The sequence below is a fragment of the Niabella terrae genome (assembly GCF_054783135.1).
This window is the reverse complement of the sequence record NZ_BAAGRD010000038.1, coordinates 1-17,029: the sequence shown is the minus strand read 5'-3', so window position 1 is coordinate 17,029 and position 17,029 is coordinate 1. Positions and strand designations below refer to the sequence as shown.

Annotated in this window: 10 protein-coding genes; 7 read left to right on the top strand and 3 right to left on the bottom strand. The window is 44.3% G+C overall.

Annotated elements, in window-relative coordinates; genetic code table 11:
- Positions 1–25 precede the first annotated feature (25 nt).
- Complete coding sequence (locus ACYVI9_RS16265; protein ID WP_460766614.1) at positions 26–1,765, bottom strand: GMC oxidoreductase; 1,740 nt, start codon at positions 1,763–1,765, stop codon at positions 26–28.
- 178 nt (positions 1,766–1,943) lie between these two features.
- On the opposite strand from ACYVI9_RS16265, the gene ACYVI9_RS16260 reads away from it, so the two are divergent.
- The 7 genes from ACYVI9_RS16260 (at position 1,944) to ACYVI9_RS16230 (ending at position 13,656) form a co-directional block, all read left to right on the top strand.
- On the top strand, positions 1,944–2,528 hold the full coding sequence (locus ACYVI9_RS16260) for a DUF4230 domain-containing protein (protein WP_460766611.1): 585 nt from the start codon (positions 1,944–1,946) through the stop codon (positions 2,526–2,528).
- 67 nt (positions 2,529–2,595) lie between these two features.
- Positions 2,596–4,044, top strand: a complete 1,449-nt coding sequence (locus ACYVI9_RS16255; RefSeq protein ID WP_460766608.1) for a Gfo/Idh/MocA family protein — start codon at positions 2,596–2,598, stop codon at positions 4,042–4,044.
- 256 nt (positions 4,045–4,300) lie between these two features.
- Positions 4,301–5,122, top strand: a complete 822-nt coding sequence (locus ACYVI9_RS16250; RefSeq protein ID WP_460766605.1) for an alpha/beta hydrolase — start codon at positions 4,301–4,303, stop codon at positions 5,120–5,122.
- A 46-nt stretch (positions 5,123–5,168) separates the two neighbouring features.
- Positions 5,169–5,957, top strand: coding sequence for a nucleoside triphosphate pyrophosphohydrolase (gene mazG / locus ACYVI9_RS16245; RefSeq protein WP_460766602.1), 789 nt, complete (start codon positions 5,169–5,171; stop codon positions 5,955–5,957).
- Entirely contained in the window at positions 5,954–9,706 is a 3,753-nt protein-coding gene (locus ACYVI9_RS16240) for a sensor histidine kinase (RefSeq protein WP_460766599.1), read from the top strand. The genes mazG and ACYVI9_RS16240 overlap by 4 nt, the downstream gene beginning before the upstream one ends.
- Before the next feature lie 39 nt (positions 9,707–9,745).
- Entirely contained in the window at positions 9,746–12,199 is a 2,454-nt protein-coding gene (locus tag ACYVI9_RS16235; RefSeq protein WP_460766597.1) for a glycoside hydrolase family 95 protein, read from the top strand.
- A 65-nt stretch (positions 12,200–12,264) separates the two neighbouring features.
- Positions 12,265–13,656: a sugar porter family MFS transporter gene (locus ACYVI9_RS16230; protein WP_460766595.1), complete on the top strand. Its 1,392-nt coding sequence runs from the start codon at positions 12,265–12,267 to the stop codon at positions 13,654–13,656.
- Positions 13,657–13,712: 56 nt separating this feature from the next.
- Here ACYVI9_RS16230 and ACYVI9_RS16225 read toward each other — a convergent pair whose 3' ends face one another.
- Positions 13,713–14,300, bottom strand: coding sequence for a hypothetical protein (locus tag ACYVI9_RS16225; protein WP_460766592.1), 588 nt, complete (start codon positions 14,298–14,300; stop codon positions 13,713–13,715).
- A 547-nt stretch (positions 14,301–14,847) separates the two neighbouring features.
- A complete protein-coding gene (locus ACYVI9_RS16220) occupies positions 14,848–16,281 on the bottom strand; it encodes a TlpA family protein disulfide reductase (RefSeq protein WP_460766589.1) in 1,434 nt (477 codons plus the stop codon).
- Between the last annotated feature and the right edge of the window lie 748 nt (positions 16,282–17,029).

Here is a 17,029-nt window from a genome sequence, read left to right as displayed (position 1 = left end):
CCGCCAGCGGCTTGACCATTTCTGCTTACAGATTTTGTTTTTTCATCTCATCAATAATATACTCGCTGGCCCGCATGCTTAGTGCCAGAATGGTCCAGGTGATATTCTTATTGGCCTGTGAAGTAAACTGACTGCCATCCAGACAAAACAGGTTTTGGCAATCATGCGCCTGACTCCATTTATTGAGCGCCGAATTTTTAGGATTGTCTCCCATTCTTGCGGTACCCGCTTCATGTATAATATAACCGGGTTTGTCCAGGCCATAATTATTGTCCGGACCATCGTCACCCCAGGTGATAACGGCGCCCATATTATGCATGATTTCCTTGAATGTCTCCTTCATATGGCGGGCCTGCTTGACTTCATATTCGCTGGGGCGTACATCAAATTTCAGTACCGGAATGCCGTATTTGTCGACCACATTCGGATCTATTTCACATTTATTATGTTCGTAAGCGATGGCTTCACCACGTCCCGCCATGCCTACTGTGGCACCGTAGAAGAAGCGCTGGTCTTCTTTGAGAGATGCCCCATAGCCACCAGCTTCCTTGGTTTTGCCATTGACGGCATGTTTCCCGTTCAGAGACTGGATGCCCATACCAAACCCGTAGGCAGGTTGACCAAAGCCACCCCAGTATTCGATATGATAACCACGTGGAAAATCGAGCTTCTTATCATCTCCCCACCAGGGAGAATACACATGCATACCGCCTACACCATCTTCATTATACCGTTTGCGACCGAACAGCTCAGGTATGTATCCGCCCATGGCGGCTCCGGTGCTGTCCTGGAGGTATTTGCCTACTACATTGCTGCTGTTGGCCAGGCCGTTGGGATGGCGCTGACTTTTTGAGTTCAACAGGATTCTGGCAGTTTCACAGGCGCTGGCAGCCAGGATGACGACCCGGCCTTCCACCTGATATTCCAGCATATCGTCTTTATTGATATAAGCGACTGCGGTGGCCTTTCCATTGGTGTCGGTCAGTACTTCCCGGGCCATGGCGTTCGCCACAATATCCAGTTTACCGGTTTTCAAAGCCGGCGGAATCAGCACGTTGGAAGAAGAGAAATCCGCCTTGGCCATACTACAGTTCCGGCCGCACTGGGCACAGAAAAAGCAGGCGCCGCGATCATCATTGATCTTTTTGGTCAAAATCGACAACCGGGAAGGTATGACCGGTACCCCCGATTTCTGCGCTCCTTTTTTTATAAATAGTTCGTGCAGTCTGGGCTTCGGAGGGGGCAGGAAAATGCCATCGGGCTCGTTGGGCAGGTTTTCAACCGATCCAAAGATGCCGATCAGCTGGTCTACTTTATCATAGTAGGGCTTAATGTCTTCATAACCAATGGGCCAGTCCATACCGACGCCATCCTGACTGTAACCCTTAAAATCCCGGGGACCAAATCGCAGTGAAATCCGACCCCAGTGATTGGTGCGGCCTCCAAGCATTCTTGCCCGAAACCATTCCCATTCTGTCCCGGCTGCCCGGGTATAAGGTTCGCCTTCAAGTTCCCAACCGCCGTAGCAGGCGTCAAAATCACCAAAAGGCCGGTACTTGGTAGACCTGCCGCGACGGGGTGATTCCCACGGTTTTTTCAACTGGAAGATCTCCTTCTGGGGGTTGTACATCGGACCCGCCTCAAGCATACATACGCTCAAACCGGCATTTGCCAGTACATAACCAGCCATGCCTCCGCCGGCGCCCGATCCGACAATCACCACATCATATTTTTTGGGCTGTTTTTTAATCTGAAATTCTGGCATTAAGCAAATATTTTATTTCGGGAAAATAGGGGGCCAAGTTACTATATTGGGGCAATTTAGCAAAATAGATTTTGCAAATCTTTTGGCAAACCGATCTAAATCATTAAACTTTGAGCAACAATAGCGAAACATGCAGAGCAGGTTGTCATCATTTTCTGTCATTGTCATCATAATTATTGTGGGATTACTTGCATATTTTCTGGGCAAAAAATCCGCCTCTAAAACCATTGACAGTATTGCCATGAACCAGCTGCTGATACAGCAGATTGCTGAGCTGTCATCACTCGAGGTTCGGGGTAATACCAGTATTAAAAGTACGAATATTACCAATGACGGGAGCCTCTCGGATACGTTTAAGAAATTTTTTAACGAAAGGACCCTGAATATAACCGTTCCTTTTATTGCAAAATATGGAATCGATTTGTCCCAACAGAACATTCATATAGAAGAAAAGAACAAAAAGGTTTATATTGTACTGCCCGAACCTGAAATGCTGAGTTATGAATTGCGGATGGACAAGGCAGATGCGATCTCGAAAAAAGGGATTCTGGAAACATCCAATGAAGAAGCTTACAATACGGTAATGCATAAGTTGTATACCCAATCCAGGGAGCAAATGGCTTCCAATACAACCTATATGGAACAATCAAAGGAAAAGATCCGCAGTATCATCGCTGACTATTATCAGCCGATGAATTTTGAAGTGGACATTAAATTCAGCAGCGAACTGAAGAGCAAAGTGCTGGAACCCGAACGGCAATGAAAAAGTAACTGAAACTTATATTTTGATTTTATACATTTGAAACTCAATTTTTAACATTTAAAGCGATATGAAAAAAGATGATGCCTCAAAATCCAGAAGGGATTTTATAAAGAAAGCCGCCGTAGTAGGCGCCGGAATTTCCATTGTTCCCCGACATGTACTGGGTAGGGGATTTGTGGCGCCGAGTGACAAACTTAATATAGCCGGCATTGGTGCGGGCGGAAAAGGCGCCAGTGATCTGAGTGCCTTTGCCAAAAGCCCGCATGTGAACATTGTCGCTTTATGTGATGTGGACGACAGGGAGGCCAAGGGCTCCAGAGAAAAATTCCCTAAAGCCAATTATTACAAGGACTTCCGCGATATGCTGGCCAAAGAGAAAAACAATATTGATGCCTGCAGTATCAGTACGCCCGACCATACCCATGCCGTGGCGACGCTGGCTGCCATGCAGCTGGGTAAACATGTATATACCCAGAAACCGTTGACCCATGATATTTATGAGGCCCGGATCCTGGCACAGGCGGCCAAAAAATATAAAGTCGTTACCCAAATGGGCAACCAGGGCGGCTCCGGTGATGGCGTACGTCGCATGAAGGAAATTTATGATGCGGGGCTGATCGGTGATATCATAGAAGCCCAGGCCTGGACCAACAGACCAATCTGGCCGCAGGGTGTTCCCAAACCCACCGGTCAGCATGCAATTCCACCCGAACTGGACTGGAATCTCTGGCTGGGTACAGCACCTAAGGACGATTATAATCCAGCCTATGTGCCATTTAACTGGAGGGGTTGGTGGAACTACGGCACCGGCGCGCTGGGAGATATGGCCTGCCATATTATGGATCCCATTTACAGGATTCTGCCGATTGACTTTCCTTCTTCAGCAGAGTGTAGTATCGCCAACCAGTGGACCGGCATGAACCAGGAAGCCAACTATGCAGACAGTTGCCCGGTAGCGTCCATTATCCACCTGGAATATCCCAGAAAAGATAAGAAAGGTACTTTGAAAGTTTCCTGGCATGACGGTGGTCTGCTGCCCAAACGTCCGGACGAACTGCAGCCCGAAGAATCCTTTGGAAACTGGGATGGTGGTGTCTTGTTTATCGGAACCAAGGGCAAATTGCTGGCAGATTGCTACGGCGCCAATCCCCGGTTACTGCCGCTTTCCAAGAATGACAGTGCCAAGGCAGTCAAAGAAACCATCGCCCGGGTACCGGGTGGTACGGACGGACATTACCTGCAATGGGTAAACGCCTGTATTGCCGGCTACGGGAAAGGGGTGACCAGTTCACCTTTTGAGTATGCGGGTCCTTTTACCGAAAGTATCCTGATGGGTAATCTGGCGATCAGAAGCGCCCTGTATATGGATCCCAGTGTATCCGGTTGGGGTAAATCCAAGTTCACAGGACGTAAAAAACTACTCTGGGATGCGGCCAATATGAAGATTACAAACTTTGAGCCGGCCAACCAGTTTGTTAAAAGACAATACCGCGAAGGCTGGAGTCTCAGTCTCTAATGCATAAAAGCACGCTAAAATCAGTCCGGAATCCCAGTATTCCGGACTTTTTTTAAGCCCTGTTGTCAGTCCGTGCTTTAGTTATAATGCGTTAAATTCGCCAATCATGCACAGGTGCCGGGTCAGCACTTTACCGGAACAATGGGAGGGCGGCCGGGTGGTTGCTGATTGGGCTATCTGTCCTGGCGATTGGCGCCTGTGTGAAACTATAGAAATCGTATATTTTTTTAAGCTTTAAACGAAAATGAAACCAGCAATGAAACGCAGCCTACTGGCTACACTGACCGTCTTACTGATGCATCTGGGAGCCCGGGCTTCCAAAGTGGATACCGTACTGACCCATAGCCCGTCTATGAATAAGGACATCAAGGCGGTTATTATTACACCAGATAATTATGACAAATCAAAACAATATCCCGTAGTATATCTGTTACATGGCTACAGTGGGAATTATGCCAACTGGTCTAAGTCAGCTGCTGTCGTACAGGCGCCGGATTTATATGAACTGATCATTGTTTGTCCTGATGGCGGTTTCGGCAGCTGGTACTGGGACAGTCCCGTAGATCCCGCTTTTAAATACGAGACTTATGTCTCGAAGGAACTGGTCGATTGGGTGGATGCCCGCTATGCCACCATTAAAAATGCGCGTGGAAGAGCCATCACCGGTCTCAGCATGGGCGGCCATGGGGGGCTTTATCTGGGCATCAAACACCCGGATATTTTCGGCGCCTGTGGCAGTATGAGCGGGGGCGTAGACATCCGGCCTTTTCCCAATAACTGGGATATGTCTAAAAGATTGGGCAAATATGCCGAATACCCTGAGCGCTGGGAGAAAAATACGGTAATCAATCTGGTGCACCTGATTGAGCCCAATACCTTAAAGATTATCATTGATTGTGGCACCAGTGATTTCTTTTATCAGGTCAATCAGGAACTCCATGAAAAGCTGTTGCTCAGAAATATCCCGCATGATTATATTACCCGGCCGGGCGGTCATACCTGGTCCTATTGGCAAAATGCCGTTAAGTATCAATTGCTTTTCATGAACAATTTCTTTACAACCAAGGATACGAAGTAGCATTAGCCGGAAGCCGGCTAATAACCCGATCCATATAAAGCAGCATATGTCCAAATCTTTTGACCGGCTGATTGAAATTATGAATGACCTCAGGGAGCAATGCCCCTGGGACCGCAAACAGACCATACATACCCTGCGGCAGATGACCATTGAGGAAACCTACGAACTGGCCGACGCCATCAGCGATGAAAACTGGCCGGGCATTCGTGAGGAATTGGGCGATCTCCTACTACATATGGTATTTTATGCCAGGATCGGAAAGGAGCAGCAACAATTTGATATCGATGAAGTGATCGATGGAATCTGTAAGAAACTTATCCGCCGGCATCCCCATATTTACGCACCGGAAACCCTGAACGAAAAAGGATTAAAACCAATTGTTGACGAACAGGATGTGAAACAAAACTGGGAACAGCTCAAATTAAAGGAAGGAAAAAAGTCGGTTCTGAGCGGGGTTCCCAAATCTCTTCCTTCCATGGTGAAGGCCATGCGGCTGCAGGAAAAAGCCGCCCAGGTGGGTTTTGACTGGGAGCGGACAGAAGACGTATGGGCTAAGGTCCGGGAAGAGATGGAGGAGTTACAGCAGGAAGTAAGCGGGCAGTCGCCGGAAGGGCAGCAGGAAGAGCTGGGAGATTTATTGTTTTCGCTGGTGAATTATGCCCGGTTTCTGAAAATTGATGCCGAAGCAGCCCTGGAAGCGGCCAATAAAAAATTCATGAAGCGATTTTCGGGTATCGAAGCTGAAGCCGCGCAACAGGGGAGGCCTATAACAGATTTAAACCTTACAGAAATGGACGCCATCTGGAATCAACAGAAACCTAAAAAGTACAAATGAAAAAATGGCTGGACGATAAGAACCGTCTTACCTATGTATTGCTGATTGCGTCAGTAATACTTTTTCTGTTGTCCTTTATTTTTAAAGTACCGTCGATTGACCGGACTTCGCTACAGAACCAGCTCAGTATTTTCGAAAGCAATATCCACACGCAGGAAGCAGATTTTTCCAGCGTACTTAAGGACACCGCCCTGGTAAGAAAGACTTCTATATTCAGGGAAACACGAGAAGATCTGTTAGGCTTTTATAACAAAAAGTATTTTTTCTATCTCTATAATGTAACGCCTGGGGGCCAATACCTCCGTTTCTGGAGTACGGCACAGACCTTACTGCCTGATAGCGTGCTGAACAATCCTGCAGATGAACAATTTGCGTTATTGCCCAGTGGCTATTATATTATCAAGAGACAACCGGTTGCTGATAGTCGCAAAATTTATGCCTATGCGGCTATCCACGTCAAGTCCCAATATTTTTTGTCGGATTACTTTAAGGAGAATTTTCCCTTAAAACCGGGGTTGGAAAATCTGGTAGATATCAGTATGGAGCCGACCGCCTTTCCGATTAAAGGGATTTCCGGCAATACGTTATTCTATCTCAGCCCGCTGCCCAATGCAAAACTGGCGGGCGACAGCAAGATCACGGTGCTGCTTCGGGTGGTGGCTTTGTTCCTGGTATTTCTGAGCATTTACCTGATTCTGAAAGACTATCCTGTCCGAAGATTCAGGCTATACAGCGGACTACTTTTTATCGCATGCCTTCTGGCATTCCGGCTGGTACTTTTCTTCTTCCGATATCCCCTGAACCTGCCCAATCTATACCTGTTCAATCCGGACGAGTACGCCACTATGCTGATCCCCAGTCTGGGTGATCTGCTGCTCAATATTGTTCTTTTCTGCTGGTTTGGCGTTTTCCTGTTCAACCGGATGCGAAAAGATCCCTATGAATGGAGGGTGCATCATTTCGGAAAGAAATGGTGGATTGGTGGAGTCTGTCTGGTCGGCCTGCTGGTGTTGACCTATAGTGTTGTAACGATCATCAGGAGTATTATTTCAGATTCTAAAATCTCCTTTGATGTAACCAATGTTTTTACCCTGGATGGTTATACGGCCGTAGGGTTCATTATCCTTGCCTTTCTTTGTCTGGGCTATTATTATTTTACTAAAATTATTTACGAGTACCTGTTCCCTGTCTTCGACAAGCAGCAGTACCTGATCTATCTGTTTCTGGCAGTTATCGGGCTGGCAGCTATTGCGTTGTTGGCGGTTCCTCCGAATACCAATATATATATATGTTGTCTGCTGTGGCTGTTAATTTATACCTTCCTTTTTAATAACGAAGTTGCTATTAATCGGGTGATCCGATTCAATATTTCAGGTGTGATCGTATGGATATTCCTTTTCTCGGTGAGTATCTCCATGCTGATGCTTAATGAAATCAACCGGGTAGAATTAAGCCGACGAATCTTTTTGATTGAGAAGCAGGCGACCCAGACAGATCCTTCAACAGAAAGACTGATCAGTATTGCCGATACTTATCTGGACCGGAATTTTTTTGCCAGTAATTTTCACCGCTTATACGATACCGTTCAGAATGCCTATATCAGGGATAGTGTAAATACGCAGAACTATGCCAGGTATACCAAGGACTATTTCAGCAGTATTTATATTTTCGACAGCCTGAACCATCCCCTGAATAATCCTGACGGGCTTCCTTTTGAAACCCTTAATACGATACTACAGAAGCAAACCCAGCCTACCAGCCGACCCGACCTATACCTGTATGAACGCTCGGTAGATAAATTTGCCTATATCACTTACCGGCAGATCCTGGACAGCAGTGATAACCTTTTGGGTACCGTTTTTATTGTTTCAAATCCCAAACGTTATTCGGGTGGATCATTAAGTCCCGAACTCTTCCGACAAAGGAATGAATGGGAACTCTCGAATTCAACACTGTACAGTTATGCGATCTATAATAATAAATTACTGACCAGCTCTTCCAAAAAGTATCCCTTTACCAGTTCCCTGGTAGCAATGCAGATACCCAAAAAGAAATTTGAATTACGTACCAACGGAGAATACAGCGAACTTTGGTACCGGGCTTCGAATACGAAGATTGTTGTTATGGCCAGGAAAAATGAACTGGCGCTGGAGACCATTACCCTGTTTTCCTATTTGTTCTGCTCCTTTTTGTTTCTGATGGCCATCATACAGCTGGTATATACCCTGATGAGCGCTTTTATCCGGAAGACCCTGTTGAAAAAGAACTGGCTGCATGCTTTTACGATCCGGGGACAGATCCATGCTGCTTTTATTCTGATTACGGTACTGTCGTTTCTGGTGATCGCAATCACCACCATTTCCTTTTTTACCCAGCGATTCGAGGAGTCGAATGCCGACCGGTTACGCCGGAGTATGAGCATTATGCTGAATGAGATGCGGTCGCACCCCAATCTGGCTTCCCTGATTTATGAGCAAAGGGGCATTAAGGATTCGATTAACTCCAACGAACTGCGGGACATCATTGCCCGGGTAGCAGAGATTCATGGCGTCGATGCCAATATATATGATTTCAATGGAAGATTACTGGCCAGCAGTCAGCCGGATGTGTATCGAAAGGGTGTGCTCAGTATGCAGATAGATCCGCTGGCATTGTACAATTTGCTGCAGTTAAGACATATTGAGCATATCCAGCAGGAAGAGGTTTCGCATTTAAAGTATACCGTTATTTATGCCCCCATGCGTAATAGCGGGGGTTCTTTCCAGGCCTATCTCAGTATTCCTTATTTTACTTCCCAGCAGGAACTGAATCAGGAGATCTCCGGCTTCCTGCTGACACTGATCAATCTGAATGCCTTTATCTTTCTGATTACCGGGCTGGTCGCCCTGCTTATTGCCAACCGGATTACCCGATCCTTTATGTTTATTAGTGATAAAATGAAGGAGATCAACCTGTCAAAAATCAATGAAACGATAGAATGGGACCGTGACGATGAGATCGGTGGCCTGGTTACAGAGTACAATAAAATGGTCGTCAAATTACAGGAGAGTGCTGATTCACTGGCCGAATCGGAACGGCAGGGCGCCTGGAGGGAAATGGCGCGGCAGGTTGCGCATGAGATCAAAAATCCACTGACGCCCATGAAGCTCAGCCTCCAGTACCTGCAGAAAGCAATAAATTCAAAGAGTCCGAATGTGGGTCAGTTAACTGAAAGCGTTTCCAGAACCCTGGTGGAACAAATAGATCACCTGTCTAAGATAGCTGCCGATTTTTCCCAGTTTGCCAATATTAATAATGTCAATAGGGAAATATTTGATCTCCATGACGTCATACAACCCCTGGTCATCATGTATACCAAGAACCCGGATGTCAATATCCGTTGGCGGCCCCTGCAGGAAAGCGTTGAGCTGAATGCGGATAAAACACAGATGAACAGGGTCTTTACCAATCTCTTTGTCAATGCCATTGAAGCCTGTAGCGAAATGAGCAGCTGTCTGATTACCATAAACGAAACCATTGAAGAAAACCGGGTGATCATCAGCGTCGGAGACAATGGTTTGGGAATTGATGCAGACATGAGAAATAAGATATTTACGCCTAACTTCACTACGAAGAGTTCAGGTACGGGCCTGGGACTTGCCATGTGTAAGAATATCGTAGAACAGATGGGGGGACAGATTACGTTTAATACACAATCCGGTGTAGGCACCACTTTTTATGTCAGCCTGCCGATTTGGGAAGTGGATTAAGGGCGAATAACAATGTAAACCATTTAAAATATAGTTCGGGTGATTTATATTAGAAAAGGCTTTTTGCTTGCCGGATGGCTTTTATTCTGTGGGTCGGGAATTGTAGCGCAGCCGCTCAAATTGTGGTATGATCGCCCTGCCGATGCTACCGTGGCAGATTCGAAGAATGGCTGGCAGAGTGACCCCGAATGGCTGAAGGCCCTGCCTGTGGGAAATGGTTTTCTCGGGGCCATGGTATTCGGAGACGTGAACCTGGAACGTATCCAGCTCAATGAGAAATCGCTCTGGTCAGGAAGCCCTGACAATAATAATAATCCGGAAACCGGTCAGTATCTGGACAGCATCCGGCAATTGCTTTTTAAGAGCGATTACCGGCAGGCCAATACATTAATTGACCGCTATATGATTTGCAGGGGTGTAGGATCCGGCAATGGCAACGGCGCCAAGGTTCCTTACGGCTGTTATCAGACCCTGGGCGATCTCTGGCTGGACTTTGCCAATAAGAAGCCATATACCCAGTACCGGAAAGAACTCGACCTGGACCGAAGCCTGGTCACCGTTTCCTATATTCAGAATGGCACACATTATAAAAGAGAAATATTTGCCAGCTATCCGGACCGGGTACTGGTTATACGACTCACCGCAGATAAAAAAGGGGCTTTAAGTTTTAAGGTAGGTTTAAACCGCCCGGAGCGCTATCAAACCGTTACCAGAGATCAACAACTTATAATGACCGGATCCCTTCCAGACGGCAAAGGTGGAACGGGCCTGTCTTATGCTGCCTGTCTGAACGCGCAGAACACAGGCGGCAAATTATATTATGAACAGGACCAGCTGGTGGTAGAAAATGCCGACGCCATAACCCTTTTGGTTACCGCAGCTACGAATTATAAACTGGAGTACCCCAAATACCGGGGCCTGCCGGCAATAGCCACCGCACAGCAGCAGCTGCGACAAGCAGCATCCAGGACCTATCAGCAACTGTTAAGCGGCCACCAACGTGATTACCAGGCTTTATTTAATAAAGTGCAGCTACATCTTTCAAAAGGAACTTCAGACAATTATCCTACTGATCAGTTACTAAAACAGCCGGGTAATCTGCATCTGCAGGAACTTTATTTTCAATATGGTCGTTACCTGTTGATTGCTTCTTCCCGCAAAGGGAGCCTGCCTGCTAATCTACAGGGACTCTGGGCCAATAAAATACAAACGCCCTGGAATGCCGATTATCATGCCAATATCAATATTCAGATGAATTATTGGCCGGCGGGTGTTACCAACCTGTCTGAATGTTTTTCGCCACTGACAGATTTAATGCTTTCGCTGATGAAGCCCGGAACCCTTTCCGCTACACAGCAATTTCAGGCAGATGGCTGGTGTATGGGCCCTATTACGAATGTCTGGGGCTATACGGCTCCCGGTGAGGGCGCTGGATGGGGCGTCTATGTTACCGGTGGTGGTTGGCTGGGGCAGCAGTTATTCGATCAGTACAATTTTACCCGGGACCGGAAATATTTGAATAGAATTTATCCCCTGCTTCAGCAGGCTGCAAGATTTTATCTGGACTGGCTGGTTCCCGATCCCCGTACCGGTAAACTGGTTTCAGGGCCGGCGACCTCACCCGAAAATGCTTTTACCGCTCCGGATGGTTTTGTGGGTTCTATGAGTATGGGGCCTAGTCACGATCAGCAGATCATTACCGAATTTTTGCAAGTTGTTGTAAAGGCGGCCAATATTCTGGGGCAGCCGTCGGGTCTGATCGATTCCATTCAGAAGATTCTTCCGAATATTGCGCAACCCGGAATTGCTCCCGATGGACGGCTTATGGAATGGCAGGAAAATTTCAAGGAAAGAGAACCTGCACACCGGCATGTTTCCCATCTGTACAGCCTGTATCCCGGTCATGCCATCAGTCCGGCTAAAACGCCGGAACTGGCCCAGGCTGCCAGAAAATCGCTTCAGGGACGGGGCGACGGTGGTACTGGTTGGTCACTGGCCTGGAAGATTAATTTCTGGGCGCGATTACAGGATGGTAATCATGCTTATCTGCTTTTAAAAAACCTGCTTTCTCCCACCAATGCCCTTAAAGTACAAATGTCAAATCAGGGGGGGACTTATGAAAATCTCTTTTGTGGTCATCCACCTTTTCAGATCGACGGTAATTTTGGAGGAACAGCTGGCATTGCAGAAATGTTATTGCAAAGCCATACCAGTCAGATAGCGTTGTTACCCGCTTTACCCGATGCCTGGGCGGAGGGCGCGGTATCAGGACTCGTGGCCAGAGGAGGTCATATACTCGACATGAAATGGGAGGGGGGCAAGTTGATGCAGGCCGGTCTGAAAGCCGGTGAATCCGGAATGCTGCGGATCAGGACATCAACGCCCATTGAACTTAAGGGCGCTGCGACGAAGTCAATCACCACGGAACAGGGATATGTTCTTGAATTCCATGCTGAGAAAGGAAAAAATTATCAGTTTCGCAGTCCATTATAAGCAAAAACGGTGCTCAGTAATCTGGCCATCGATAACAAAAAGGTTTAAACTTAAATAATAACGATATGCAAAGCCCGGATTCTATTAAACCCGCCTCAGATAGCAAGCCTGTAAATCTGTTTGGAATATCAGTCATTGCGGCCCTGGCCGGATTCATATTTGGTTTTGATACCGTCGTGATATCTGGCGCCAATCAACCCATCAAGGAGATTTGGCATACCACCGAAATATCACCCTGGTTTCATGGCATCTTTATCATGTCTATGGCCTTATGGGGTACCGTACTGGGTGCTGTTTTCGGCGGACGTCCTACAGAAAAGTACGGCCGGAAAAAAGTATTGCTTTGGGTGGGAATATTTTTCAGTGTCTCAGCCATAGGCTCAGCGCTGGCGCAGGATCCCTATACCTTTTCTTTCTTTCGGTTTCTGGGGGGTGTGGGCATTGGGGTTTCCTCCGTGGCGGCGCCCACTTATATTTCTGAAATTGCCACAGCTAAATCAAGAGGCCGGCTGGTAGCCATGTACCAGTTCAATATCGTTTTTGGTATCCTGATCGCTTATATTTCCAATTATTTACTTGAAGGAGTTGGAGGGACAAATGACTGGAGATGGATGCTGGGTGTTATGGCAGTACCCTCGCTTCTATATACGGTGCTGGTACTAAGTATCCCTGAAAGCCCCCGCTGGCTGATAACGGGAAAGAAAGACCTGACGAAGGCGCATCAGATATTAAATAAACTGGGAATTCAGGATGTGGATGGAGAAATTGCCAGCATTCAATCCCATGCTGCAGCCGCGTCCGGTCAGAAAAGGGCCGGCTTTTTCCAAAAGAAATACAGCCGCATTATCTGGCTCGCTTTTTTTGTTGCTTTTTTCAACCAGTGGTCGGGCATTAACTTTATTCTTTATTATGCACCTGAAATTCTGGAACGAGCCGGTCTGGCAGCAAAAGAATCCTTATTTAACTCGATTGCCATAGGAGGTACCAACCTGATTTTTACTTTTGTTGGATTGTATTTGATTGATCGCGTGGGCCGGAAGACCCTGCTCACCTGGGGTTCGTTTGGATATATTATAAGTCTTGCAATGGTGGCTTATGGATTTTACGCACATGCAACGCCTGGCTTTCTTTTATCTTTTCTTTTGCTGTTCATTGCTTCCCATGCCATTGGTCAGGGCGCGGTGATCTGGGTTTTTATTTCAGAAATATTCCCTAACAGGATTCGGGCATTGGGACAGTCTTTTGGTGCGAGTGTTCACTGGATATTTGCCGCAATTATTACATTAATCACACCGGTTTTTCTGGATGCCGATAACGGTATTTTTAAAGACAATCCCTGGCCGATTTTTGCATTTTTTGCTTTTATGATGTTCCTGCAACTGGTTTGGATTTTCACCCGGGTTCCGGAAACCAAAGGTGTTGCTCTGGAAACCCTGGAGCAGGAACTTACAAATTAGTCCATTCAGGTTTGGCATAATACTTCAGGCAGTATATATTGATCAGATTTCAACTTTTAATCTTCCGTAGACCCTGACTTTGGGTTTGTCTGTTTTCTAGCGATTTCTTTGGCTGGTAATTGTTTCTGTGATTTACCTTTTATTTTTTTATAGTTTACTTTATCCTGGGACTTTCTTAATTCCTGAAGTTTCTTCCATGTATAGACCGGCGCATCATAATATTCCCAGAACAACCACCCGTTAACCGGCATGCCACCAGTAACTGCCATAGCGGCGGCTGAAGGTGTCTTATAATATTTTTCTTCAAAACAAATTCCTCCATTAGAAATAACAGCGTGGTACTGTTTGCCATGGTACCATTTTCTTAATCGAGTTCCTTCCAGAAGACGAACACCTTCGAAGAACCAGTCCTTAGGCGTGCCTGCAGGGGAGGAGTTCCGAATTTCACTTGTCTTGCTACCAGAATCATTTGGTGGTGAAGTTATCTGCGTCGAAACAGAAGAAACTTTCGAACTCCGTTTTCCAACCTGAGAAATTCTTAGCAACCTACGTAGTATCTCATTGGGTGTCTCTTCAAAGCCATTCCGCTCCGATTCTATGCGTTTGTATACTTCTATATCAATCTCAATGGTTTTAAGTTTCATAATAAATTTTTGTTGTTGGTACATTCTAAGTTAGTAAATCAATAGAAATATATAGTAAATTATAGTGAAAACTAGTAAACTTTTTAATCATTTCTGCGTAGTAAAATTGATATGATCCCCGATAATGATGTGGCTTTTAAGCCAATTATATGACATTGCAGCATTGTTAAAGTAGACAATCAAAGTAAAAACCTACCTTCAACAAGTCCCGAATATAAATAGCGATTTAGATAGATTAAGGTATCGATCTGACCACCATGTTCGTTAATTTAAAGGAATATGTTAGCGTACCGCTTGCGGTAGCTGTTATTGGATTTATATGCTTTTCAGTGAGTATCTATTCCATTTTAACCATCCGGGAAACCCATAATGTTGATTTGAACTTTATTGAATCTGATGATTAAAAACCGGTTTGAGTGAGTAGCCATTATTTGAAAACTGAGAAAACTCCGATCATTAATTAAACATTGGGAAATATTTTAACAGCTAAAAGCGATATCAATTTAAGGTCTTTCCGCATGACCGAAAGCGAAATTATCAATAACCGTCAAAGATGCTTATTCAATTCGTTCAGCTTTAAATTTCCAGGATGAGGTGCATCATCGTCCAGTATGTTTCCTTTACTATCAAGTAAAATATATCTTGGAATAGCGTGAATATTAAATACTTCTTTTATCTCAGAGTTTTCAAAATCTGTAAAAAGAAAGCAATTCTCAGTAGGCAAATTCTCATCGACAACAGCCTTTTTCCAACTGCCTACATCATTATCACTGGAAATAAATAAAAAGTTAATATCTTTTTTTTCCAATTCGGTCATCATTTTTTTTGCTTCAGGAAAAGACTTTCTGCATGGGGCACACCAACTCGCCCAAAAGTCGATAAATACATACGACCCTTTATTTTTTTCCATTATATCGTGCCATGATACAATACTGCCACTATAATCAATTAAAGAGTGTTTAGAATCAGCATTGTTCATGGCTACTAATTTTTTTATACCAGCAGATAAATATGAAGCATATTTATCTGACCGACTATTAATATATTTATCGTATAATTCTCTGTTCTGGTTATATTCTCCATTGATTTTTTTCTTCAGAAGTAGAAACTTAAGAAAGCGGCTTTGGGCATTATCGGGTAATTTTTCTATTTCGTCATATACCTTGGAGAACTGTTGATATTTGTTTGAATAATAAGTTAAGATGTAGTTTATAAGTAGTCGGTTTCCTACAGTAAGATTTTCTTCTGAAAAAGTAGTAGTAATAATGCTATCTACACATTTTCCAAAACTTTTAGGGAGTGAAATTGATGCTGAATTTTCAACTTTTAACGGTGTAAGAATCTGAATCCTTTCAAAGTTGACATACAGGTCTTTGATAAAAGTTATGAATTCTGAACTCATATTCTTATTCATTAAATAAGATTGCAAAAAGTTTAATCTTTTCAGATGCGTAGCTGCTGCATTACTTATAGTTAAATTAATGTCTGGAGTATTATTTATTGATATGGCTTTGGTATTTGGCAATGAAAGTTGCAGGCTAGTCTCAAGGACATTGTCTCCATTTTTCGCCTGTTCTTTAAAAAAATCTAGCTCATTATTGCGTAAACTATCTTTAGTTTTTAAAATGGGAGCCCGATTTTTAGCCAATGTTAACTCCAAAACATCACCTGGAAATACTATATAAATATTCTGTTTAATAGCATCTATAAGCATTAGGGGCTCAGTCGTCGGTATATTTTTTATGCTGTCTTTTTTAGTAAAAAAGAAAGGAGGGACGTTGATGCCCATTTCGTCTAAATAAAAGAAAGCTGCAACTTGTTCATTTTTTAAATTAGCTCGAATAATAATTGGATCATACTTTTTTTCAAAGACAGCGTTTCCGTTTATTGGAGGGTTATCCGACTCGTTACAAGCCGATGCAATTAGAAATAATTTAAAAATGAAAATCCCATAAATAATTTCTTTACAAGCTTTAAACATGTCCGTAGTTTTTAAAATCGTTTGCAATGGAAGCTAAGTATAGCGGAAGTTATGACGAGCTAATGTTAAATTCAGCTCCAGAAATGATCTTGTTTATTAAGAAACACTTTGTACTTAATTCCATAAAACAATATGAAATACGCAATCAATTCTCGGTTCAGATATAAAGAGGGCTGAAGATTCAAATTACATACTTAACATAATATAAATTATAGGACATAAAAAGGGTTTCGCAAATACAAAGCATTTTCAGTTTGTAAGCTATAATTTAGTATTATGTCTGCTTTGTCGTTTGTTTCGCTTTGAGAAGTTAATATTTGCTTTTTCAAAATTTGTGAGCTGTTATTATTGTAATCTTATTGCGGCACCTTGCTCTGAGGTTAAATAATTAGGTTCTTTATCTGTAGGTGAATTTTTTTTTGTTTATCTGGAAAAAATGCCTCCGCCCGGTTTACTTATAATTTGACACTATAATATGTCACAGCCACGCTCCGGGCTGCGCCTAAACAGCCGTTGTTACAGCTTCATTGGCTGATAAAATTCCTGCGGTTAATGAAAGGTTACGCAGGAAAATTTTGCTGAAGCTAGTTCCACTATAAAGTATTTATGTTTTTAAAATATTGTAAACCTCTAACGAGGACGGCCACTGTTTTCTGATTTGATGCTTTTAGATTTGATATTCATTTTCAAAAAAGGATATCAATGAATGAGCAAACATCAAGTCCTGCAATCGTTCGCCGCAGTTCTG